Below are 23,674 nucleotides of genomic sequence, written 5' to 3'. Positions count from 1 at the left end.
ATAACCGCAGGCATTAACTATCAGAATTTATTTTTGTGTGAACGAAAAAGCAAAAGGAAGAAAAAAAGGTTGAGAATTAGAGTAACCGGTAACTTCATAATCTCAACCTTTCTTCTGTTATTGAATTCCTAATTTAAATTTAAGAGATTTTAAGGTATTTTTCATAAGCATGGTAATGGTCATAGGACCAACGCCTCCAGGGACAGGGGTAATGGAGCCTGCAATTTCCTTGGCCGCTTCAAAATCAACATCACCTTTTAAAATAGGAACCATTTTTTTTGGATCATCTTTGCTTGGTTTTTCTCCTATCCTGTTAACACCTACATCAATTACGCATGCGCCCGGTTTGATCCACTCTGGTTTTACCAAACCTGGAACACCCGCAGCAACAACTAAGATATCTGCGCGTTTACAATGTTCAGCCATATTTTTTGTGCGGGTATGAACTACGGTTACTGTTGCATCCGCCCCTCTTCCTTTTTGAAATAACATATTAGCAATTGGTTTTCCCACAATGTTTGAACGCCCTACTACAACGGCTTCTGCGCCACTCGTTTCAATGCCGGAACGTACAATCAATTCCTGAATACCGGCTGGCGTACAGGGTGGAAACTTTACCTCTTCACCTCCTATCATAAGACGTCCAACGTTTACCGGATGGAAACCATCGACATCCTTATCGGGATCAATGGCATTTAAAACCTTTTTCTCATCAATATGCTTTGGCAGGGGAAGCTGGACAAGAATACCATGGATTGAATTATCTTTGTTATAGGTATCAATCAGAGCAAGAAGGTTCTTTTCTGAAATATCGACTGGTTGATTATCCTGGATCTCTTTAAAACCTAATCTGTGAGCAGTTTTAATTTTTAAAGTGACGTACGATATGGAAGCGGGATTACTACTTCCCTTTTATTTCTGCTACTTCAGCAGTAATTTCCTTTAAAATTTGCTCTCCAATTTCAGTTCCTTTGATTAGTTTTGCAGTCATAAACCTGAAACTCTCCTTTCAAAAATACGCATTAAACATACCTTTGTTGCATCTTTACTGAAAAAATAATGAAAAAGATACTAGTGAAATTATCCTATTCTGGAAATTCCAAAATAATAGTATAACATCCATAAAAATACAACTTTTTTCTAAACCCAAGGTCTTTCCAAACTCTATTTTAGTAAGAGGCTAAACGGGTTTATGTACATAGTACTACATAACCTCAACCGAATATAGTATTCTCTGTATAGAGGGTGAGTAAAATCTATAATTGAAAATAGATTGGAAAATAAAGATTTTACTATACAATACAAAACTATTTGATATACATAATAACCAGTATTTAACTGAAATATTTACGCATGAGATACCCGTTGACCTTTTTCGTTTAAATTTGGAACGAGACCGGTATGGTAAATTTGATCAGTTTAGGGAATGTGAGTATCTCCCTAAAATACGGGTATATGATTTAGAACCCTTTATAGCTCGTCTTGTGATATCTGTTTCTTCCATTGGGATATCAACATGGTCATCGTGCGAGGGTCATTGTGGTGAGCCTGCATACCTGGTTTTTGACAGAAAGTATCATCGAATATGGTTTCAGGCAATAGGTAATAAATTTATTAAAAATAAGAAATATAAAAAAGCAGGTATGCTCCCATCTTACAGATAAGCAGAGAAGTATGAATCAGAAAGAACTCCTTAATATTTTTGAGAGCTATTTTGAGGGATCAATTAAGTCTTTGTAAATAGGAGTAGTTTACTACAGAGAACGCTATAGTTGTTATTAAGAAGTTCGGCTGATTTTATAAACTGCTAAAACTCTTTAGCAATACAATCGTTTTTCATTCCGGCATTTTAAAATCAATACCGGAAGACCGCCTTCTGATATAGCCTATGTCTTTAAATATATTCTTGAGTTCCTCATCCGATAGCTTTTTTTGTACATGATCAAAAAAATTCTGCATATTCCCGTAACCTAAATTCTCATAAACGCTCGCCTGCAAAGCCATCTCCAGACGGTCCATTTGTTTGACAAATTTACTCTCTAGAGAACTCTGGTTCCGGAATTCATTCCATAAATTCAAATACATTTTTCCTGTAGAAAGTTTTGAAAGAATTTGAGCAATCGCCTCGTATTCATCTTTTTCCTTCTTATGAGGATGTATTTGATCGTGAGGTGTCAAATCTCCTACATGCGCTTCACCCAAATCATGTATGAGAGCAATTTTGATAATTTTGGTTATATCCAATTCAGGAAAAAACTCATGAGCGACAATAAAAGAAAGCATGGTTACTCCATAGATATGATCAGCCACACTCTCACATTTCTCCTCCGGAATGTTTTTCAATAGCCAACCTTGCCTATAGAGTTGTTTTAAGTGATTAAACTCAAAGTATATCTTTATAACCTCATTGACCTTTTTTTCCTTTATATAGTCGATTGGAGGATTATTTTTAAATTTCATATGAACTCCTTAATAATAAAAATTACAGAGATGTAAAGCATCATACTGTTTTGAGTTTCCGGAAAGGGTCATGGGATGAAAAAGCCTTAACTATAAGATTTTTCCCAAGTGTTGGAAAAAGATTAGATAACCAGGTGGACTTAAAATTGAATATCAACGTGATATCGTAAGCCATTACGTTCGATGCTATCTTGGTTACGGTAAATCCGGCATCTTCCAGAGCTGTTTTGAGAGAATCAAAAGTAAAAGGCCGCACATGTAAAATATTCAGAGGAGAAGCGTGTTTTGGCGCTTTTCCAAAGAGAAATCGAATGCGATCAATCAATCTGCCCATATTTGGGGTTGTAAGAATAAGAGTTCCTCCTGGTTTTAAAACCCTTTTAACTTCAAGCAGAAATTTTTGAGTATCAATAATATGTTCGATGATTTCTCCTGCAAATATCATATCAAATCGATTAGTATCATACGGTAAGCCTTCGGTAACATCAGCAACAGAAACCTCTATACCCTTCTTTTGAGCCTCGATAAGAGCCTTGCTGGAAGAATCTACTCCCCAAACCTTGATTCCCAGGTCCATGATCTGCCTTTCAATTATCCCATTTCCACAACCAATACTCAATAATTCCATATTGCCTTTGTTCTGAAGTACCGATAGTTCACTTTTAATCATTTGGAGGACTTTTGCAATCCGTCTTTGATGGCTTTTTTTTAAAATATACGATATTCCCCCGACGTCCTCAAAGGCAATTCTATTGAGATAAGAAGTAATATCCTCCCTGATCAGATTCCTGCGGCGATCAAAAGCATAGGCAGACTTTCCCTTACCCTTTTGTTTGGCAAAACGCTTCATCTCTATGCCAATAGTACTAACTTCTCTCACCGAAGTTAACTCTTTCCATTCATTGCTTACACCGCCGATAGCAATCGAAATTAAGGGAAATTTGTGCAGAACTCCTTCCCGTTCCTGGGTTACAACAAATCCTGCTATTCGATGAGACTCATCATAAAGCTTTGGAATCAGGGTATCGAACTTTTCAATAACAGATTCACAAATAGAAGCGGCTCTATCCGGCGAAGTTACAATGACGAAGTTATCCTCACTTATATATCCTGCGAGGTCTTTATGATGGTCTGTACATGACAAAAGAATTCTTGCTGTAGAGCGTATGACGGCGTCTCCATGGATAAGTCCATAAGTATCATCGTATGATTTAAAATGATTAATATCACAATACAATACTGAAAACTTATGCTGTTGTACTATTCTGCGGCTAATTTCCCTTTCCACTGCGATATTGCCGGGTAGTCGGGCCAGAGGACTAACTTCTCTGGTACATTGATAATACTCATAAACCTTATGCAGACATGTGAGTAACTCATCGGTTGTAAATGGTTTTGTAATGTAATAGTCCAAACCCTCATGCAGACCTTTCAACTTATCTTCAATAGTCTGATCCTCTGTAAGCATGATAATGGGTAGTGATTGCCACAAAAGATCATTCATTAAATAGTAACAGATATCAATACTGGAGATATTAGGAAGATCACTATCCAAAATGAGAAGATCTATAGTTTCTGATTCTAAGGTATAAAAGACTTCCTCGCCTTTTTCCACTATGATAACATGATGTCCCTCATACTCCAGCGTAATCTTTAAAACCTGCTGAACTGATTCCTCGTCCTCAGCCGCAAGAATGCGAAGATGGGGCGGTTGTTTAACAAGGCGATTTTTTACAGTTTCTAAAGTCATTTTATTTTCTTAAGGAAATATACGGTAGCAACAGGAATGACGCAAATGGAGATGTAACTACTGGTAGGTTATAAATATGAAAATATTATGATCGCAGTATCCCGTTTATGTAAAAATATGATTGTACTAAAACAATCATATAATGAGATGATCTTTTCCGGCAACCCTGCAACCATATCCTGTAAGAGGACTTAGGCCAGTAGCTTTGCGCCACATCCTTTCGAATGTTTTGCCATTTTCGGGCTTTTATCAAAAGCCTTTATTTCAAAAGAACCGATTTGATATCAACAGTACTTACTATGATCTTTATAAACGTTTTAAATAAAAGTATTTAGCAAGAAAAATGCCAATGAATCAAGATTGCTTTTTATTGGAATTATTCAATCTGTATTTAGTGTAGGGCAAATACTCATATGCATATATATAACCTGCAAATGGCGTTGTGCTTACATACTTATGTATATGTGATAATTTTATCAGTTTTTTAATGTATGAAAGGTTCATTGTTGTGAGGATAACTATTTTGCGTTTTAACAGGTGATTACGTACATACTTGTACACAATTGTACAAAAATTAATAAAGGGGATATTTAATCTGCTATCTTATTTGTGTATATCAGAGTCCATCTGTGGTTAATATTTTATGAATTTCATGTACATTCATGCACATTCCTGGTATATATACCATCTACCAGCAAGCTACGAGATGGATAAGAGCCGGAGTCTTTGAGGCCGTTGTTCATGATCTTCGAGAGATTCTGAGACTGGCTGAAGGAAGGAAAAAGGAGCCTTCCAGAGCGATTATCGATAGCCAGACTATTCAGTCTACACCTGAGAGTGAGGAAAGAGCCGGAAAGGAAGCAAGATCCCTATGGCTGTTGATATCCTCGGGCATCTTCTGGCTCTGTATGTAACTCCTGCCAATGAGCAGGAACGAGCCAAGGTGAAGAGGTTGTGCCAAGAGATTCAGGAAGTAACGGGAGAATCCGCCTTGATAACCTTTGTGAATCAAGACTACACAGGTGATCAGGCAAAAGGGCGTGGAATAGAGCTTCAAGTGATGAAGCTCCCTCATACAAAAAAAGGATTTGTACTTCTCCCCAAAAGATGGGTCATTGAGAGACCCTTTGCATGGAAGAGCAGGTTCAGAAGACTCGTAAGGGATTATGAGCGACTGCCTGAAGTGTTGACGGGTCTTCATTTCCTTGCTTTCGCCATACTCATGCTAAGAAGATTTGCTGAGGTGATATTTCAAAGTGCATAACACGCTCTGGAAAAATAAAATAGAGACACAAAATCTTGCTTCTCTACCAGAAGCATGTATGCAGTAAATTGTATTGTTGCTTTTCTTTACTTAATTTTTACAAGAACCGGAGTACTTCTATTTGAGATAGATCCGTCCCCCAATTGACCATTTCTATTTGATCCCCATGCCCATATGGTACCATCTGACTTCAGGGCAATACTGTGCTGTTCCCCACTGGCAATAGCAGTAACATTGCTCAATGTGCTTGCCTGGATGGGGGTAGCTCTGCTCATGGTAGTACCATCTCCCAATTGGCCATTCTCGTTATTCCCCCACGTCCAGACCGTACCATCTGATTTAAGGATAAGACTGTGGTCTCCTCCACCGTCAATTGTCATGATGTTTTTAAGATCGCCCATAGGAACCGGGGTACTTCTGTTATCGGTTGACCTATCCCCCAGCTGACCGTGTTGATTAAATCCCCATATCCAAATAGTACCGTTATTCTTCAGGACAATGCTATGATCTCCCCCGCAACGGATCATGCTGACGTCTTTAATTCCATTCACCAAAACGGGAATGGTCCTGTTGGTAATAGTTCCGTCTCCCAGTTGTCCATATTGATTCAATCCCCATGTCCAGATTGTGCCATCCGCCTTTTGTGCAAGGCTGTGATATCCCCCTCCGGCAATGGAGATTATAGTGTTCAGGCTTCTTGTCTGTACAGGTGTGTTTCTATCTGTTGTGGTTCCATCGCCTAATTGACCGTAGATATTCCGCCCCCATGTCCAGACTGTACCATCTGATTTCAGAGCAAGATTATGCAGTCCTTTGCTGGCAATTGCAGTAATATTCTTAAGATTATTTACCTGAACAGGCTTATTCCTGCTTTTTGTCGTACCATCTCCCAGTTGCCCAGCCCAGTTGCTCCCCCAAGTCCATACTGTGCCATCTGATGTTAAAGCAACGCTATGCCATGCCCCTCCGGCAATAGCGGTTACATTATTCAGGTCTTTTACTTGTACGGGTATTTTCCTGTCGGTGTTTGTTCCATCTCCCAATTGCCCATGCATATTTTGTCCCCAGGTCAAAACAGTGCCGTCGGATTTCAGGGCGATGCTGTGAAAACTTCCACCTGAGACCTGTAAGATTGTCGATGCAAAGATAGGTATACGGGTAGTAATCAAAAATAAGGGAAATAAAACTGCAGTCAAGTATAGGATGGCAAGCTTGCTGTGCATAGGGTTGAATTGCACAATTTTCATAGGCACGTCTAAGGTACTGTTACTTTGTTTTACATCAATTTTTCTTGAATTCTCATATGTCATAATAGGTATTCTAAGATTAATTTATTATGGTTTATACATTATGGTGAAAAATGTGAGACAATACAATTATAATAGTAAAATAAGCAAAGGGAAAGAATATATAATAAAGAAATGTAAATGTAAAAAAATTATACAAAACGAGAATAAGAGGGTATATTATAAAGGTCTTTGATATTTTTGGTTTTTCTTAAATTAACATGAAGATAATAAGAAATGGTATTCCATTCATAAAGGATGAGAGTTTTAATTCAGAGCGGATAGGCGACCCGTGCATCCTTGATGTCTGTATCCCTGAAGGGAATAACTTGAGGACATCTGGCGAGGGGCTTCAACTGGTAAACAGAAACGAGTTGCGGCATGCCGTTGGGATCGTTGCTGCAAGGTCTCTGCGGTATTTCAGTACCAATGGAGAAGGGTTTAATATTTTTCGTTTACGCAACATGGCTATTTGGTGGCTCAGGCATATCTATAACAGTTTCAACTGGTGGAAGGCTTATGTGGTGAATGCAGAGGGTGAACGAAAGGATATGCCTATGTTATATATCGGGGAAGAATTTGGCGCTGTTACCGGATGGGGGGATAATGAAGCGGATATTGTGCTCAGCGCTTTTGAGAATGACCGGTGTTTGGTCAGTCAGGAATTCGCAGGAGGGGCAATCTTTGCTGTTGGATACAGCGAAAGGGGAGGATTATTCAACTCTCCCGATATGTATGGGGTCAAGACAATCGTTGGAAGTAAATATAAAGGCGCTGGTGTTAGTGTAATCAATGGCATTACAAGAAATTTGTACCTCATGGCTGAACATATTCTGAAAAGGGAAGGCAAAGAAATTGTTGAGTACAATATCCGTAGTGAAATCAAGCAAATGGAAATTGTTGTCCTGGACAGATTAAGGCATGAGAAGCTTGTCAGAACAATTAAAGATCATGGCGCTCAATTAAGCCTTGTCAAGGATGACGACCTTACCCCTACCCTGGCGGCTGCGAGAGATGAAATTGATCTGATCATAGGTGTGGGTGGAGTTCCTGAGGCGATTTTAAGCGCCATTATTGTTGAAGAATTAGGTGGTGAGATGACCCTGAGAATATTGCCCGCTGATGTGGCGCAAGATGGAAAATTATTGGGAAGGATCGATAACTGGAATCACTTCAGAAAGAACGAAGTGGACGTTTTAAAGAATTTTAAAATTGTCAGACCCGGCACGGAAAAAGGAAATGAGATGTCGTGGGATACCGTCTTATCCTCAAGGGTATTAGCCAGAGGTAAGGATAAGGTCTTTACGGCAAGTATTATAAAAAAAACCCCATGGATAAGATTCCCGGATGGAAGAGAGGTGCCAGGTGTGGAGATAGAACCTGAAACAGGAAAAATTACCGTACACGTAATTCGCATTTATGCTGGAAAGATCGAGATTGTACCGGTTATTTATACAACAGCAATCAGCAAATACATGAAACAATACAGGCGTTTTGCTGAAGTACATGATAAGGCGGTTGGGGATATCCTTGTCCGGTTGGGAGAGGCGTATGCAGAGTTTGGCATGTTTCAAAGGGCAAAAGATTGTATACAAAAGGCCAGAATGTGTGGGGGGGTAAGTAAGGATTTAGCCCAAAAATGTGATTTTTTGTATGAATATATAGAAGGACTGGATGATCTTACGAATAAGCCTGTTCAAGATGCAAAAGCAGTAATAAGTCATTTTGAAAAGATATACCGTTTAGGCAAGGAAGATGATGTAGGAATCAGATCTGCAAGAATGATAAAAAGATTCTACGAGTATCTCGGCGATAAGTATTGCCATTACCGCCAATATGGGGAAGCTATCAATTACTATAAAGAAGCTTTGAAATATAGCACACATGAATTGAAACTTTATCGGAAGGTGGATTCTATCCATATGAAGGGGATGATGGAAGAATATTTTCATCTGATTGACAGAGTATATGAGGAACATGAATATAAAGAACCAGAAGGTTGGGAACGATATAAGCTGGGAATTGCACTGGAAGTTTTTTATGGGAATGAAGGATATGTAAAGCCCTTTTGTAGAGCGCCCTGGCTTATTTTTCTTAGGAGGACGGTATTACATGGGAAAAAACCTTCCTATAAATTAGCCATTCTTACCAAATTACTTGGATTACAGAAGAAGTTGAATCTGGCAAACGATGATGAACTTTCTCTATTCCTGAGGAAAGAATTCGGAATGATACAAGACGAGATAGACAGTATTCTTAATTATAAAAGGGAAAAGAAGACATTTCGTTCCGTAAGTGATCTTTACCGTGTTCAAGGATTGGGTCTGGACAGTCTCACAAAATTACTCCTTCCACGGATAAGAATAGAAAGCCAAAATGAACTGGAAGATGCTCATATTCCCCTGAGTATTAGTCTTGTCGAAGCGATGGAAAGAAGATATGAGAATATGATGGATGAACTGAAGGAAGGGCATATAAAAGAAGCGCAGGAACACTCATATGCACTGGCAGAAGCATATCACTACGTAGGTCTTGCACTCTATGATATTGGTGATGATGAAGGTGCAAAAATATATTATAAAAAAGCGATAGTAAAGTTTGGCGAGATAATAGAGAAGTTCGAAGGGATAACACCTGTGAATGCGCAGTACCGTATCGGAAATCTTTATGAAGAATTAGCCTTGCTGTATGAGAAAGAACAGGAGGATTACTATAACAAGGCGACAGATGCTTATACGTGCATTGTAGATGAACAGCAATCAAAGGAATTATTTGGTTCTATACGGGGATTGATTTCCATTAGAATAAAACAGGCTACAGAGAGGATTGAATATTTAAAAAAGATTCAATTATCAGTATAAATTTATTTACTTTTCAAAAAGGAGGTACGACAATGCTTTTACCTATGATGCGAAGTAAAACCCTTGCGACTGTTATCATTTCGTTGTTTATCCTGGGAGGGATTGTTTCCTGTGCTCATGAGCATCCAACCGGTATGAGGGAATTTGAAGAAGGGAGTGCTGAGGAAGAGAGTGAACGTCCGTCAGCTATAGAGGAGCGAGAGGAGGAATCTGGAGAAGAAAATGAATATACGGCAGAGGAACAAACGGAGCGCCTACCCGAACATCCTGAATATGCCGCAGGCCTCAGCGAAGAGGTAACCCTGGAGGATGTAGCAAATGTTGTTGAGAAATATATTCAGGATGATTCCGAGAATGATGTCTTTAAATTTTACGATGAGAAGACAGATACCTGGTTAGCGTTAAATCTTGTAAAGATACATCAAGACAGACTTGCGCAAACAAAAGATAATAAATATTTTGTTTGTGCTGAGTTTAGAGGGATGGATGATAGCAGGTATGATCTGGATTTCTTTGTGCATAATGGAACGAGATATGAACTGGAGGTTGATGAAGACAACATTTCTATCCACAAGATAAACAATAGGGAGAGGTATACCTGGGGATATAACAGGATGGAGGATGTCTGGGAGAAGCAGCCTGTTCCCAAAGGAAAGGAATATCCGAAATAATCCAAACTCAATAGGGAGTTAGCTATTCTGAACAGTGTAAAGGCAATTGCTACTATAGGAGTGTTATTACTCATCTGGAGTCTTGAAATGTGGATTCCCTTTTTTAAGGGCAGAAAAGGAAGAATCAAACATGCGGGGCGTAATTTGAGTATTGCACTCATTAACACATTGGTGCTCGGCTTGTTATTTTTGAAACCGACTGCTATAGCGCTTGGTTGGGGAGAATCCCTTTCTCTGGGAATTACTCGCGGTTTGGATATGAACATCTGGTTCAGCACTATACTGGCTATTGTCCTTATGGATGGGTGGATGTACCTATGGCATCTTGGCAATCATCGCATTCCTTTTTTATGGCGCTTTCACCGTATGCATCATAGCGACAACGAAATGGATGTAACTACTGCCTTGCGGTTCCATACCGGAGAAATGGTATTCTCGTCTCTTTTGAGGTTTGCCGTTGTTCCTTTGATTGGTATGAGCCTGTGGCAATTAATCCTGTATGAAATTATCTTATTACCTATAATCCAACTTCATCATAGTAATGTCAATATCCCGGAACGATGGGATCGATATCTCCGAACTATTATTGTCATGCCAAATATGCATAGGGTACACCATTCGCGGTGGAGGCCGGAGACCGATTCAGACTATGCAAGTGTTTTTTCTTTTTGGGATCGTATTTTTGGGAGTTTCCGTTTACGGGAGGATTTCCACTCCCTTCGCTACGGGCTTAATGCCTATGATGCAGATGAATGGCAAACAACCTGGGGCATGCTTAAGACACCGTTTGTTGAACCTTTCCGTCATAAAAAAGGTTGAAGATTCAATCCGCATCAGTCTGATAAAAAAACAGATATCTCTTTATTGCGTAAAACGGAAAGGTTAAAATAGTTGCTTGAAATTTTTGGATAATCCAGATACAGGATATCATATCAGAAGAAAAGGATTTTAATGATGAAAAAGAAATTATTGCTCGTTCTCTTGTTGAAATTGCCGTTTATCTTTTCAGGTATATTTTCGTCAACCAGCCATGCGGATTCACCAATTACATCTACCAGTTTTTATAAACCTTATCTGGATGTCAAAATGGTTCAAAGGGCGCATTTAGAAGGTGTGATGGGTATAGAAATTGCGGAATTTCTATCGTCCCCGGAGAATCCTATAGATGTTAAGGCTGCGGTAATTAATGCCCTCTCGTGGAAGTTTGAAGGAAAGAACAATGCGGAGTTTTATATGTATTATCTGTCATTATTATACCATGTACCGTTTACAGAACTGGACACCGATTTCCTCAGCGCAGATGAAATATTTTGCCTTGGTTATCTTATGGTAATAGATAACTATTTTCATCCGGAGATTGCCATACCGTTACTTGAGGAGGCGTACGAGATGAAGAAGGATAGTTTTACTGTTTCAATTATTCTGGCCCTTGCAAAAGCACAAACGGTGCTTGATAAAGATTGGTGCGAAGTATGGAAACTTACAGAAAGGGTCTTAAGAAATAAGAATCTTAAGCAGGACTTACGCCCTGAGGCAACGAAATTAATTCTAAACTATATGATTTTATATAAAGAATATTGTAAATAATTCATGCCAAACGCCATGCATGCGGCAAGAGAACTGGATAAAAAATAATTGAGATAGTTCAGGCTAAATATAATCCATATAGATAACTTTATCAGAATTTATGGTATATCCTCGTTTAACGCTGAGGAATTTCCAATTCCGTAGGGCAACCCTTCAGGGTTGCCTGGCAAGGCTAAAGCCTCGCCCTATATATGATCTACGTAACTACAGAGTAAGAGAACAACAACCAGGAGTGTTTCTCTTTAAGGTATCTATAGAAAAAACAGGCAAAAGGGGAAAACGATGTCTTCGAATGCTTTCATTACCCGGCAAATTCCTGAAGAGGGTATTACCTTATTAAAGAAGTTTTGCCAAACAGTAGAAATGAATCCCTATGACAGGCCGTTAACCTATTATGAGCTTCTGAAACAGGTAAAAGGCAGGGATGCAATACTTACGATGCTTTCAGATAAGATAGATGCACATTTGATACATGAGGCAAAAGGCCTGAAAGTTATTGCCAATTATGCCGTGGGATATGATAATATTGATATCAACGCTGCTACTGAGAAGGGCATTGTGGTAACGAATACACCGGGCGTATTGACAGATAGCACGGCCGATATGGCCTGGGCATTGCTTTTTTCCGTTGCCCGGAGGATTATCGAAGGTGATAAACTTACCCGTGCCGGTAAATTTACCGGTTGGGCGCCTATGTTTCTGCTGGGTGGTGATATTATAGGAAGGACCCTTGGTATTATCGGAGCAGGCAGAATTGGGACGGCTATGGCAATGAGGTCGCGAGGATGGAATATGAAGATCCTTTACACGACACAAGGGAACAGAAATGTTCTCTTGGAGGAAAAATTTGGCGCTAAAAGAGTAGAATTAGAGACGTTATTACGGGAATCTGATTTCATTTCTATCCATACCCCTTTTTCTGAGAAAACGAAACACCTCATGAGCGCAAAAGAATTTTCTCTGATGAAGAGAACAGCGTATCTTATTAATACGGCACGTGGGGCAGTTATTGACGAAGTCGCTTTAGTAAGTGCGTTAAGGAATAGGCAAATTGCAGGAGCAGGGTTAGATGTCTATGAGGATGAGCCAAAATTGAAGCCAGGTTTAGCAGAGCTAGACAATGTTGTACTTGCGCCCCATCTTGGGAGCGCTACCATAGAGACACGTACCAGGATGTCTATCATGGCTGCTGAGAGTATCATTACAGTATTAAGTAAGCGGAAGCCTGAAAATTGTGTAAATCCGGTGGTGTTTACCTCATGGGTATAGCTATAACAAGTATAGCGTGTTGCTAGTTACGAGTTGTATGGTACGGGGTTTATCTGATCAAAATATGATTAAGATTCGGAAAGCAAAAGAAGCGGATTTTGAAGATATATGGGATATTTTCCATCAAGTGGTGAAAAGGGGAGATACCTTTGCCTTTGATCCAAAATCAAGGAAAGAAGATTGCAGAATCTTATGGATGTCGCCTCCTGTCCATACATATGTTGCAGAATTACAGGATAAGATTCTGGGAACATACATCCTGAGGAAAAATCAACCTGGACTTGGCGCTCATGTTGCAAATGCAGCTTATATGGTACATCCTGAAGCCCGTAGACATGGTATTGGCAGGGCTATGGGGAGTCATTCCATAAAACAAGCGAAAAAATCGGGCTTTTCTGCACTACAATTTAATTTTGTTGTTAGCACAAATATTGTTGCAGTACAGTTGTGGTTAAAACTTGGATTTAAGATTGCAGGTACTATACCGAAGGCATTTAATCATCAGAAGCTGGGTCTTGTTGATATTTATATTATGCATAGATTTGTGTAGAATTTCAGTTAAAAATTTCGGATTTACGATTTTAGATTCTTTCAGTCTTACGCCGGAATTCATAAATTTCGTTAAGAGACTAATCTTTCATTGTCATGGACAAGTCATATGTTAATGTCATTACTTTTTCTGCCTCATCAATTGTCAGTGTTCCTGTTCCACAACTGGGTGTGATAATAGATCTTTCCTGGATCAATGTTCTGGGTATTCCTTTCTCAACAAGAAATTGGATACCTTCCTTCAGTTTTTTTACCAGATCATGTAAAGATATGCTATTGATTTTTGAAGAAGTTGGTACAATGCCCCATGCCAGGTAACCTCCTCTGTCAAGGAATGTCTTAATTTCACGCCAAAACATCAGGTACTTGTCCATAAACTCATAAGCGTCAAAACTGACGATATCTACTTTCGAGTCCATAAGCATGGCCCAATCCGTATTACCACAACAATGGGTTCCTGTTAATCCTCCCTGTGTTTGAACGACTTCATAAGCTTCGTTGAGGGCATGAATTGCCCTTTCCCGGCTTATATTCATAAATGCCGAACCAAAACTGGTAAGATAAGGCTCGTCTATGAAGATAATAACCGGAAGGCCATATTGGGATAATTTCGTAAATTGCCAGTAGGCCTTCATTGATATTAATTTAATAATTACATCGAAAAATTGCTCATCATACAGAGCGGTAATGCCAGTCGATAATTTTAAAGATCCTGCCAGGGTAATTGGGCCGGCAACCTGTCCTTTTACTGCACGGGGAGATGCTTGGGGAGATTTATTGAGCTGGTCAATCATTGTGTAAAATCCTACTGCATAATCGGGGCTTATCAGGAATACATCAGGATCATTTTTTAGAAATGCTTCATAAAAATGCTCTAACGCACTTGAAGTATCCAGAGAAAGGTCAATACTTACCGTCTTTTCATCTTCATGTATCACAGCGCAGGGTAGCCCTTCCGTATACTGAATACACATATCCTCTTTTTTGCTATGCCTTGGTAATTGAGGCCAACAGGGAATCTCCGGCAGTGACCTGAGCATAAGTTTACAAGCTGTTTCAGTATCTGTATGGGGGAGGCTGCCAATCGCAGTGGCTGCAAAATTACCCTTGAAAGTATTTGGCATTTATTATATTCCTAACTTTAAAAAATTTATGGGTCTGTTTTCTATAGTTTATTACCAAATCTCCTATTTTTGCAATTTAAAAAACTTTTTTATTCAAATTCTTAAGGGCGTTATTCTGATTCTTTTTGACCAAAAAAAGTAGTAAATCAAATTAAAATAGAGTGTGAAAAATAAAATATTATGGAGAGATATAAATTTAAAATGTTGAGTTGGATAAATCAAAAATGTTATCATGAGAAAATCGGGGATTATCGTGAATGCGAAAAGAAAATTATCGGTTATTAGAGTTATTATGGTAAGTGCTAAGCAGTATATTCCAGACAGGGTTTATTTTTCAGTTAACACATAAAGGTCTTTTATGGGTGAGTTCTCATTTATACAATGGATCCGGAAACAGCAGAAGAGACGGAGAGATGTTCTTGTAGGTATTGGAGATGACTGTGCGGTAATAGATGTTTCTTCGGATAAATTATGCCTCATTACGACAGATATGATGGTAGAGGGTACACATTTTGATCTTAAGAAATGCACTATCCGCGATGTTGGCAGAAAGGCTATTGCAAGTAATATCAGCGATGTGGCGGCTATGGGATGCCAGGCGACAGTTGCGGTGATTTCTGTCTGTTTTCCTGAATATACTTCTGAAAGATTTGCAAGGGAATTATACAAAGGCATATGGGATATTGCAGATACATATCATATTGAGATCGTAGGTGGTGATACGATCAGCGGCCGCAGTCCTCTCTGTATTAACATTACTTTGCTCGGGAAAGATAACGGGCTAAAACCGGTCAGACGTTCAGGCGCAAGGGTCGGTGATTTGATTCTCGTAACCGGTTCATTGGGAGGATCAATCCTTGGCAAGCATATGCATTTCGAACCACGGTTAAAAGAAGGGCTTCTGTTAAATAAAAACTTTACGATCCATGCTATGATAGATATAAGCGATGGATTAACAGCAGACTTATATCATATCCTCGAAGAGAGCCATGTAGGCGCTATTATCCATGAGGATCAAATTCCCATTTCTGAAGCGGCGGTAAGGATATCAAAGACAACAGGGAATACGCCCCTTTATCATGCACTATCTGACGGTGAAGATTATGAATTAGTGGTAATAGCATCAAAAGGCCAGGCAAGGAAGATTATGGAATCAGATTTATTTTCAAAGAATATATTTAGCTGCATTGGAGAAATTACTGATAGTCGTGATATACGGATGAAGTATACGAATGGCCATATCAAGCGTATAAAGCCTCAAGGCTATGAGCATTTAAAATCATAATTGAAAGATAATGGTTGGTTGTGGAAGAAATACAAATAACGTTTAAGAGTATAAATGTAGACGAGACAGTAAGGTTTGGAGAGAAACTCGGAAGGTTATTAGTACCGGGAGATGTTATTGCCCTCATTGGAGATTTGGGTGCGGGAAAGACGACCCTCGTAAAGGGAATCGCACGGGGATTAGGTGTTGAAGACAAGCGTGCAATAAAAAGCCCTACATTCTCATTGGTTCATTTCTATAAAGGACGCATTCCGGTTTATCATTTCGATGCGTATAGATTGAAGGAAATTCACGATATGATAGACATAGGCAGTGATGAGATGATTTTCGGGAATGGTGTCTCTATTATAGAATGGGCAGACAAAGTATTTGGTTGTTTACCGAAACAGTATCTGAAAATAACCTTAACGGCGATTTCTGAGAATGAGAGGAATATAGAGATCTATGGTTATGGAGAACATTACCGTATAATTTTACATAAGATAAAAACAATTTGAAAGATTTGTATTGAGAAATATAAGTCAAATTCCTTCGGAATACTTTGAGCATAGTGCGTAACTTTTATAGATAAAACATTACCATACCATCAAATCCCGAAGGGATGACATCTCAACACAGGTTTTCCGTGTGTCACCCCTATTTTGAATAACTACGATAGTTCCTTATTGTGCATAGTAAAGCTGTAAAAATAAATCTTTCAATTAATCAGGTTTACAAATACACGTATTTGTGGTTTCCTTTTCACACTTTGCATCTTTACAATTTACATCAGGCCCACATTTACAATCATCCGGGCACGCTGGTTTTGCTTCAGTAGTTGCATTAGTATTGGCGGCTGCGGCTTGTCTCTTATCTTTGTAGTCGTCCGGGCAATCAGGTTTTGCTGCAAAAATATTACCAGTTCCCGCACTGAGTATCAGTATGCCTGTAACTGTTATGGTAATACCAATCTTTCTCAACATAGTCATTTCTCCTTTCAATTGAGAGAAAATAGTAAAAAATGCTCTTCAAAACAGATGCGTTACTTCTCTTATAATTTTCCCTTTAAAAAGATACCATTATTTTCGGTGACATTGACATTTACAATCTCCTTCCGGCTTTGATGGCAAATGTCCACACTTTTTACACCTCTGTTCCTGGGCTATTGCGGAGCCAACAAATACGGTATTTACCATACCGGTACTCAATAGTAATGCGCCTGTAATAACAAGACCGCAACTGAATTTCTTTAACATTTTTCACTCCTTTTCAGATGAGTAAAATTAAATCCGAATTTTCGAAAGTACAAAATATACCGTAAAGAGAAGTATACATCTGTTTTGTAAAAGAGCAATATTCTTGCCAAAATCTTCTTCTGTGATTTATTACGAAGGCCTATAGATACCTTTATGAGAATTATGGTATATCCTCGTTTCCTGGTTAGGAATTTCATTTCCGTAGGGCAAACCTTCAGGTTTGCTACCCCCATACATGGTCAGACGGGGAGAGCAAGGCTAAAGCCTTGCCCTATGTCAACTCCTGTTTTCTCATGAGAAGACATTTGTATTAGCCACCATAATAATACCATATTTTTTTGATCTCACATAATCTAAATTGGAATAAATTACTTCCAAGTATGCAATCTTTTCAGGGTATATTTTAGTGTTTTGTATTCCCACAATATACGCTGAGGATTTTTTTTTATGCAATTCAGATAATTGTAATTCAGGGATAAATTTTAGTAGAGGCTCGTTGTAAGATTATTCTTGTAGTTTTCAGTGTTTATGTTGTATTTCTTAATCAATTTATAAATATCAGCCCGATAACGTTTTGCCATTTTTGAAGCGCTTGTAACGTTTCCCTTGCTTATTTTCAGAAGGCTTTCTACATATTCACGCTCAAATCGTTCTTTGGCATCTTTATACGAGTTGAAGGTATTTTTTAAGTTTACATCGGTAAAAAGATCTTCCGGTGTTATCATGGTTTTATTAGTCATGATAACAGCATGTTCGACCTTGTTTTGCAATTCCCGTATATTGCCTGGCCAATCATAGAGAAGCATCCTTTGGATGGCTGCCGGGGTAAATCCTTTGATATCCTTTTTCAGTATTTTGCAAAACCCTGTCATAAAATATGTGGCTAATAATGCAATGTCATCCTTCCTTTCCCGTAAAGGGGGAATATAAATGGGAACCACATGGATTCTGTAGAATAAGTCCTCACGGAATGTTCCGTTGTTTACTGCCTTTTGCAGATCTATATTTGAAGCTACGATGACACGGACATTGACCTTGATACTTTTTGTGCTGCCAACAGGTTTAATTTCCCTTTCTTGTAATACTCTCAAAAGTTTGACTTGCAGAGCTGGCGATGTGGTACTAATCTCATCGAGAAAGATGGTACCCCCGTCTGCCTGTGTAAAGAGGCCTTCTTTTGACTCGTGGGCGTCTGTGTATGCCCCCCGTATATGCCCAAAGAGTTCATTCTCTAATAAGCTTTCCGGGATGGCGCCACAGTTCGTAGCTATAAATGGATTTTTTGAACGATTACTATTGTGGTGGATAGCCTTGGCAATGAGTTCTTTCCCCGTGCCACTCTCACCGTAAATAGAAACGGTACAGTTCGTTTTTGCAATCTTTGATATCTGCTCAAAGATCTCCTGCATCCGTTTATTATTACCGATAATATGTCGAAAACTCTGCTGATCACCAAGCTGACTCTTAAGATGCTCAATCTCCTTCGTGAGCTTTTGCTTTTCGAGCGCATTCTTGATGTGGAGTGACAGTTCTTCATTATTAAAAGGTTTGGTAAGATAACTGTACGCTCCTTTTCTCATGGCCTCAACAGCGGTTTCAATGCTTCCGTGTGCTGTCAGGATAATAACGGGAATCTTTTGATAAGAACTCAGGATTTCTTCCATAAGCTCAATGCCATTTTCATCAGCCAATCGTAAATCAACAATGGCAAGGTTGAATGAAATAGTTGATAAAGCTCTTTTAGCTTCATTGCCATTCATGGCAATGGTGATGCGATAACCGAACGATCTCAATCGCATCTGGATAACTTCCAGGATACTGGGGTCATCATCAATTACTAAAATATTTTCGTTTGCCATAATAAATTACCTTGTATAAATTATTCCAATTTTTTATTTTCTATTATCTCTAGAGAAGCTTTTGAAGTTGCACGTAACGGATCTGCTGAAATTCCCTCTTCAATTTTGTCACTGACTTCTTCTTTTTTTTCTTCCATCTGTACATCGATTTCGCAAAGTTTACCGATATCGGTTTTCAGGTTTGTAATAGTCGATTGTGTCGTATGAAGTTCATCAGTAAGTTTTCCAATTTCCTGGTCCTTTACGGAAAGGCGCTCTAAAAGATCAATTTTTTGGAGCTTTTCAATGTTATTTTTGAGACTTTCAATTGTCGTTGTGGCGGTATGGAGATCATCAGAAAGCTTTCCAATCTCTTGATCTTTTACGGAAAGGTGCTCTAAAAGATCTGTTTCCCTTAGTCTTTCAATATCTTTGCTGAGGCTTGCAATTATTGTTTTCGAGTTACGAAGTTCATCGGTAAGCCTTCCAATTTCCTGGTCTTTCCAGGAAAGGCGATCTAAGATGTCGGCGATAGTTTTTTCTTTAAGTTGAAGCTCCATTGCAATATCCTTAATTTCTTCATTCTTTTTCATTAAATCCTTTTTATGGTTCACACTGATACAACTCATGTGTGAAAGAAGTAACGGAAGAAAGAAGAATAAAAAAAAGTTAATTCTTTTTATGATTAAGAAACTCACTATTTTATCTCTCATAGGTTTCCCATGTTAAATTGAAAAAATGGTTAAGAATGTAAAATATAGTTATATCTGGAAGGAAGTGTAAAATGGAAAGTACAACCATCTCCCTCGTTATTTTCTACCCAAATATCACCTCCATGGTCAAGGATAACATGCTTTGCGATGAAGAGTCCTAACCCTGTTCCTTTTATACCTCCTTTTCCCTTGTTAACAACCTGTTGAAATTTATCGAAGATCTTTTTGTGATATTCAACCGGTATTCCAACCCCGGTATCAGATATGCTGACCTGGATGAAAGAACGTACATTTTGCAGTCGATTCTGTTCTTTAAAAACACGGGAAATGTTCACGGTTTCAATCTCATGCGCTTTTACCATGATGATTCCCCCCGATGGAGTGAATTTGATAGCATTGCTAAAGATATTGTCGAGTACCTGGGAAATTTTGTCACGGTCTAACAGAATATCGGGAATAGATACTCCGTTTCTCCATTGAATGTAAATGTTTTTACTTTCTGCTAAAAAGCGTATTTCTTCAATGCTCTTATGGATAACATCCTGAATATTGGCATATTGAAAATTGTATCTCATCAATCCTGCTTCAAATCGCGAAATATCCAGCAGATCATTAATCATCATAATAAGCCGAAGAGTATTTTCCTTGATAATATTAAGGAGTTTCATTTGAGGTTTTGAAATTTGGCCGGCGATTTTGTCGAGCATAAGTTCATTAGCCTCTCGTATCGCCGTTAAAGGGGTTTTCAAATTATGTGAGATATTAGATATAAATTCTGATTTCATTTGATCAATTTCTTTTAATTTGTTGCACATTTGATTGAACGCCGTTCCCAGGGTGCCAATTTCATCATGAGATTTAACAACAACACGATAATCTAAATCTCCATGGGCAATATGTTCTGTTGCATTTTTTAGAATTTTTATTGGTGCGCATATGCTATAAGTGAAGAAATAAGAAAAAATTACCCCACACAGGATAGCAAATGAGATAATGGCAAAGAATATTCTGGTAGATTTATGGGTAGTCTTTTGAAATAATTCAATCTTTTGAATTAAGGTGGCTCGCTGTGTAAGGATTAGCTTGTTGATAGATTGTGTAAGCCGGTCGAGGGTTCTCTTCTTTTTGTCTTCATAATGGATATCAGGTGGAATAATCTTATCGTAACCTAACAATATGAACTCTTTAGAAGCCATGGCGATATATTTATTATAAAATTCTTTTATTTGGTTTATCACTACCTTCTTTTCTTTGTTATTAGGTGTAGATTTTTTCAAAGATTGAAGCCGGTCAAAAAAATCTATTTTTTTCTTATCAAAGAGGTTTAAAAAAGCCCGGTCTTTAGTAATAAGGTATTTTTTCTCGTTTCGAATCTGTTCAAGAAGGTTATCTACTAATTTCTCTCCATTTTTAATGGAAGGAATATCGATATTCACAATTGAGTCAACAACCTTATTAATATGGTTCAGACGGAGAAATAAGTAAAAACTCATTGCAGACATAAATAATGCAATGATGATATATCCGAAGACCATTCGTTTCCAAAGACTGTTTCTAATCATGGTATTGTCTTAATTCATTGATAACGAATGAACATAGGAAATTTGAATAACTAAATGGATAATAACAATTGTAAAGGTAGAAAGATTAAATCCTAAGAACTTGATGGAGAAAAAGATGTGCCAATATAGATAAAGAACTGAAAAAATAATTAAATTTTACCTTGGTATTGTATCTTCATGTACCTCTGATAAAAGAGTATATAGGAATTCAGTTTTCTCTGTTGTAGCTAAGGTGTAATAAGTATAAGCTGTTATATTATAAATATTTATGAAATAAAATAAAAAATTAGAAAAGAGAATTAAAAAAAATATAAAAAAATATTCCATAAAAATATATACAAAAAATGATAAATCTATAAAAGATTATTATCTATAATTAAATTTAAAATTAACCGAGATATAGAGTAAACTAATTTCATTGTTTATATATCAGGTGTGAAATGGCACAAAATTGTGACATCATACAAATGTGACGTGACACACCACACCACACCACACCACACCATACCATATCTTTTCTTGCCATGATTTTATAAACTATCAATAGTGTATGTTATCCATGCAGTATTGTATGATTTTGATAACAGATAAAAGCAAAACACAAGACTTGATTTTTCGAATGGTTATGATAATTAATAACTAAAATTGTATGAATAGCATACGGAAATTATGAATAAGATTATACAAAAAGAAATAACTGAATAAATTACCTGCATTCATTTTAATGAACTATACTTTCAATAGTTATGTATTATCCTTGTCAAAGGTTTACACAGAAAAAGTTTCTTGGCAAGCATCTTGCTGAATAAAGCAATATCATTGATTCTTAAAAGTGATAGCGATGGTGTACGGGTTTTTTGTGATGATCAGGGAAGTTTTTTGGAAAATAGAATTATTGAGAGTGTTCTCAGGAGCGTGGGATATTTTTCCTAATCTAAGGAGGAGAAGGAAATGTTGAAGAAGTTAGGTCTTAGTGTTGCTTTTGCTGGTGCATTGTTTTATAGTGGTGTATTAAATACCGTATTTGTAAATTCTGTTACAGCGGAGGAAAAAAAGGAAGAAGAAAAGAAGAAGGAAGGCGGGCATTTAATACAGCTCGTAACAGAAGAAAAGAAGGAAGAACAAAAGAAAGAAGGCCATCTTATCCAGTTGATAACCGAGGAGAAAAAGGAAGAGAAGAAGGAAGGTGGACATCTCATACAGGTAGCAACGGAAGAAAAGAAAGAAGAACAAAAGAAAGAGGGTCACCTTATACAATTAACAACAGAAGAGAAGAAGGAAGAAAAGAAAGAAGGCGGACACTTAGTACAATAAGTGAAGATTCCGTAATCTGTCAGTAGTGCTCTTTAACAGGTTGTCCGAGAATACAAAATCGCAAAAGTTTAAATACTGATTTATAAGAACTTAACGATATAAAATTCACGAAAAAGTTAATTTTCGGACAGCCTGTTAAGATATAAAAAAGGCAACTCTTATGAATTGCTTTTTTATTATATCATCACCATCCAATCTTTCAACCATCCCTATGTTTTCTGTCATTCCCGAATGTTTTTATCGTGAATCTAGTACCTTTCCCGTTTCCTCCCCATGCCAGGATTCCAGACCGGTCAACATGCTCGTAGTTACATAAAATACTGTATGTTATTACCTACCAGATAAACAATAGTGTATGTTATACATGCAATATCGTATGGATTTATAGGTAAGTAAGGTTAAGTATAATACATTGTAGCAAAAGCATTTATGATTATTAGCAATTAAAATTGTATGAATAACATACAATTGCTATGCATAAAAAAATTTCTTTATATCCGGAAGAACAACGAAATAAATTAAACGCATTTGCTTTAATGAATTATGTCTTCAATAGTTATGCGTTATCCTTATCAAAGGTTTTTACAGAAAGAATTTCTTGGCAAGTGCCTTGCTAAACATAGCAATAGCCTGGATGCTTAAAAGTAATAGCGATATTGTGTGGATGTTTTGTACTAACCAGGGAAGTTTTTCAGAAAATAGAACTTTTATATTATAGTGAAATAAATCAGATTTTCAAAAACGAACCCAATGATTATAAGAAAATTTTTTAAAAAACGGATTTTTTTACGATATGTTTGGACCAAAGAGGGGAAAATCCAGCAAATTTATCAAAGGGGAAGCGGGCATGCAAGCATATATGGGGCCGTTAGAGAATCAGTTTAATTATCGTCCTTCAAGTGGGCA

Annotated in this window: 19 protein-coding genes, 2 pseudogenes and 1 riboswitch; of the genes and pseudogenes, 11 read left to right on the top strand and 10 right to left on the bottom strand. The window is 37.7% G+C overall.

The genetic code is table 11. From position 1 onward, the window contains the following. Nucleotides 1–117: 117 nt before the first annotated feature. Nucleotides 118–991 (bottom strand): annotated as a pseudogene (gene folD, locus FBQ94_RS14945) (bifunctional methylenetetrahydrofolate dehydrogenase/methenyltetrahydrofolate cyclohydrolase FolD). Nucleotides 992–1,262: 271 nt separating this feature from the next. Between folD and FBQ94_RS14940 the strand changes: the two are divergent. Further along, nucleotides 1,263–1,664: a hypothetical protein gene (locus FBQ94_RS14940; RefSeq protein WP_007222821.1), complete on the top strand. Its 402-nt coding sequence runs from the start codon at nt 1,263–1,265 to the stop codon at nt 1,662–1,664. Nucleotides 1,665–1,836: 172 nt separating this feature from the next. On the opposite strand, the gene FBQ94_RS14935 is transcribed toward FBQ94_RS14940, so the two are convergent. Together FBQ94_RS14935 and FBQ94_RS14930 are read right to left on the bottom strand one after the other, a co-directional pair. Continuing rightward, complete coding sequence (locus tag FBQ94_RS14935) at nt 1,837–2,460, bottom strand: HD domain-containing protein (RefSeq protein ID WP_007222820.1); 624 nt, start codon at nt 2,458–2,460, stop codon at nt 1,837–1,839. A gap of 40 nt (nt 2,461–2,500) precedes the next feature. Continuing rightward, entirely contained in the window at nt 2,501–4,210 is a 1,710-nt protein-coding gene (locus FBQ94_RS14930) for a response regulator (protein ID WP_007222819.1), read from the bottom strand. Nucleotides 4,211–4,366: 156 nt separating this feature from the next. Further along, a riboswitch (cyclic di-GMP riboswitch) is annotated at nt 4,367–4,454 on the bottom strand. A 442-nt stretch (nt 4,455–4,896) separates the two neighbouring features. On the opposite strand from FBQ94_RS14930, the pseudogene FBQ94_RS14925 reads away from it, so the two are divergent. Next, nucleotides 4,897–5,474, top strand: a pseudogene (locus tag FBQ94_RS14925) (transposase); the annotation flags it as partial. An 86-nt stretch (nt 5,475–5,560) separates the two neighbouring features. On the opposite strand, the gene FBQ94_RS14920 reads toward FBQ94_RS14925, so the two are convergent. Beyond that, complete coding sequence (locus FBQ94_RS14920) at nt 5,561–6,784, bottom strand: RCC1 domain-containing protein (RefSeq protein ID WP_007222816.1); 1,224 nt, start codon at nt 6,782–6,784, stop codon at nt 5,561–5,563. A gap of 197 nt (nt 6,785–6,981) precedes the next feature. On the opposite strand from FBQ94_RS14920, the gene FBQ94_RS14915 reads away from it, so the two are divergent. The 6 genes from FBQ94_RS14915 to FBQ94_RS14890 all read left to right on the top strand — a co-directional run bounded on the left by FBQ94_RS14915 (nt 6,982) and on the right by FBQ94_RS14890 (nt 13,698). Next, a complete protein-coding gene (locus FBQ94_RS14915; RefSeq protein WP_007222815.1) occupies nt 6,982–9,621 on the top strand; it encodes a fructose-bisphosphatase class II in 2,640 nt (879 codons plus the stop codon). 32 nt (nt 9,622–9,653) lie between these two features. Beyond that, entirely contained in the window at nt 9,654–10,292 is a 639-nt protein-coding gene (locus FBQ94_RS14910; RefSeq protein WP_007222814.1) for a hypothetical protein, read from the top strand. 87 nt (nt 10,293–10,379) lie between these two features. Next, on the top strand, nt 10,380–11,111 hold the full coding sequence (locus tag FBQ94_RS14905; RefSeq protein WP_007222813.1) for a sterol desaturase family protein: 732 nt from the start codon (nt 10,380–10,382) through the stop codon (nt 11,109–11,111). A 135-nt stretch (nt 11,112–11,246) separates the two neighbouring features. Next, nucleotides 11,247–11,879 carry a hypothetical protein gene (locus FBQ94_RS14900; protein ID WP_285442226.1) on the top strand — a complete coding sequence of 211 codons (633 nt, stop codon included), beginning with the start codon at nt 11,247–11,249 and terminating at the stop codon, nt 11,877–11,879. Between the two features lie 282 nt (nt 11,880–12,161). Continuing rightward, nucleotides 12,162–13,148 carry a 2-hydroxyacid dehydrogenase gene (locus FBQ94_RS14895; protein WP_007222811.1) on the top strand — a complete coding sequence of 329 codons (987 nt, stop codon included), beginning with the start codon at nt 12,162–12,164 and terminating at the stop codon, nt 13,146–13,148. 37 nt (nt 13,149–13,185) lie between these two features. After that, nucleotides 13,186–13,698, top strand: coding sequence for a GNAT family N-acetyltransferase (locus FBQ94_RS14890; protein WP_007222810.1), 513 nt, complete (start codon nt 13,186–13,188; stop codon nt 13,696–13,698). Between the two features lie 79 nt (nt 13,699–13,777). Here FBQ94_RS14890 and FBQ94_RS14885 read toward each other — a convergent pair whose 3' ends face one another. Then, a complete protein-coding gene (locus FBQ94_RS14885) occupies nt 13,778–14,821 on the bottom strand; it encodes a uroporphyrinogen decarboxylase/cobalamine-independent methonine synthase family protein (RefSeq protein ID WP_007222809.1) in 1,044 nt (347 codons plus the stop codon). Between the two features lie 358 nt (nt 14,822–15,179). Here FBQ94_RS14885 and thiL point away from each other — a divergent pair, with 358 nt between their 5' ends. Both thiL and tsaE read left to right on the top strand, forming a co-directional pair. Continuing rightward, nucleotides 15,180–16,106 carry a thiamine-phosphate kinase gene (gene thiL / locus FBQ94_RS14880; protein ID WP_007222808.1) on the top strand — a complete coding sequence of 309 codons (927 nt, stop codon included), beginning with the start codon at nt 15,180–15,182 and terminating at the stop codon, nt 16,104–16,106. A 20-nt stretch (nt 16,107–16,126) separates the two neighbouring features. Beyond that, the gene (gene tsaE, locus FBQ94_RS14875; RefSeq protein ID WP_285442225.1) at nt 16,127–16,603 is read left to right on the top strand and encodes a tRNA (adenosine(37)-N6)-threonylcarbamoyltransferase complex ATPase subunit type 1 TsaE; all 477 of its coding nucleotides are present in this window, start codon (nt 16,127–16,129) and stop codon (nt 16,601–16,603) included. Between the two features lie 204 nt (nt 16,604–16,807). Here tsaE and FBQ94_RS14870 read toward each other — a convergent pair whose 3' ends face one another. The 5 genes from FBQ94_RS14870 to FBQ94_RS14850 all read right to left on the bottom strand — a co-directional run bounded on the left by FBQ94_RS14870 (nt 16,808) and on the right by FBQ94_RS14850 (nt 21,454). After that, nucleotides 16,808–17,068 (bottom strand): hypothetical protein, encoded by a 261-nt coding sequence (locus tag FBQ94_RS14870; protein WP_007222806.1) that lies wholly within the window; start codon nt 17,066–17,068, stop codon nt 16,808–16,810. Between the two features lie 96 nt (nt 17,069–17,164). Beyond that, the gene (locus tag FBQ94_RS14865) at nt 17,165–17,341 is read right to left on the bottom strand and encodes a hypothetical protein (RefSeq protein ID WP_007222805.1); all 177 of its coding nucleotides are present in this window, start codon (nt 17,339–17,341) and stop codon (nt 17,165–17,167) included. A 482-nt stretch (nt 17,342–17,823) separates the two neighbouring features. Then, nucleotides 17,824–19,200 carry a sigma-54-dependent transcriptional regulator gene (locus FBQ94_RS14860; RefSeq protein WP_007222804.1) on the bottom strand — a complete coding sequence of 459 codons (1,377 nt, stop codon included), beginning with the start codon at nt 19,198–19,200 and terminating at the stop codon, nt 17,824–17,826. Nucleotides 19,201–19,220: 20 nt separating this feature from the next. After that, nucleotides 19,221–19,772: a hypothetical protein gene (locus FBQ94_RS14855; RefSeq protein WP_040544484.1), complete on the bottom strand. Its 552-nt coding sequence runs from the start codon at nt 19,770–19,772 to the stop codon at nt 19,221–19,223. 149 nt (nt 19,773–19,921) lie between these two features. Further along, complete coding sequence (locus FBQ94_RS14850; protein WP_285442224.1) at nt 19,922–21,454, bottom strand: ATP-binding protein; 1,533 nt, start codon at nt 21,452–21,454, stop codon at nt 19,922–19,924. Nucleotides 21,455–22,405: 951 nt separating this feature from the next. Here FBQ94_RS14850 and FBQ94_RS14845 point away from each other — a divergent pair. Further along, nucleotides 22,406–22,768, top strand: coding sequence for a hypothetical protein (locus tag FBQ94_RS14845; protein WP_007222801.1), 363 nt, complete (start codon nt 22,406–22,408; stop codon nt 22,766–22,768). Nucleotides 22,769–23,674: the final 906 nt, after the last annotated feature.

The organism is Candidatus Jettenia sp. AMX1 (genome assembly GCF_030263775.1).
Classification (GTDB): Bacteria; Planctomycetota; Brocadiia; order Brocadiales; family Brocadiaceae; genus Jettenia; species Jettenia caeni.
Note: the sequence above shows the minus strand (reverse complement) of the source record. Positions and strands in the feature narration are given on the sequence as shown.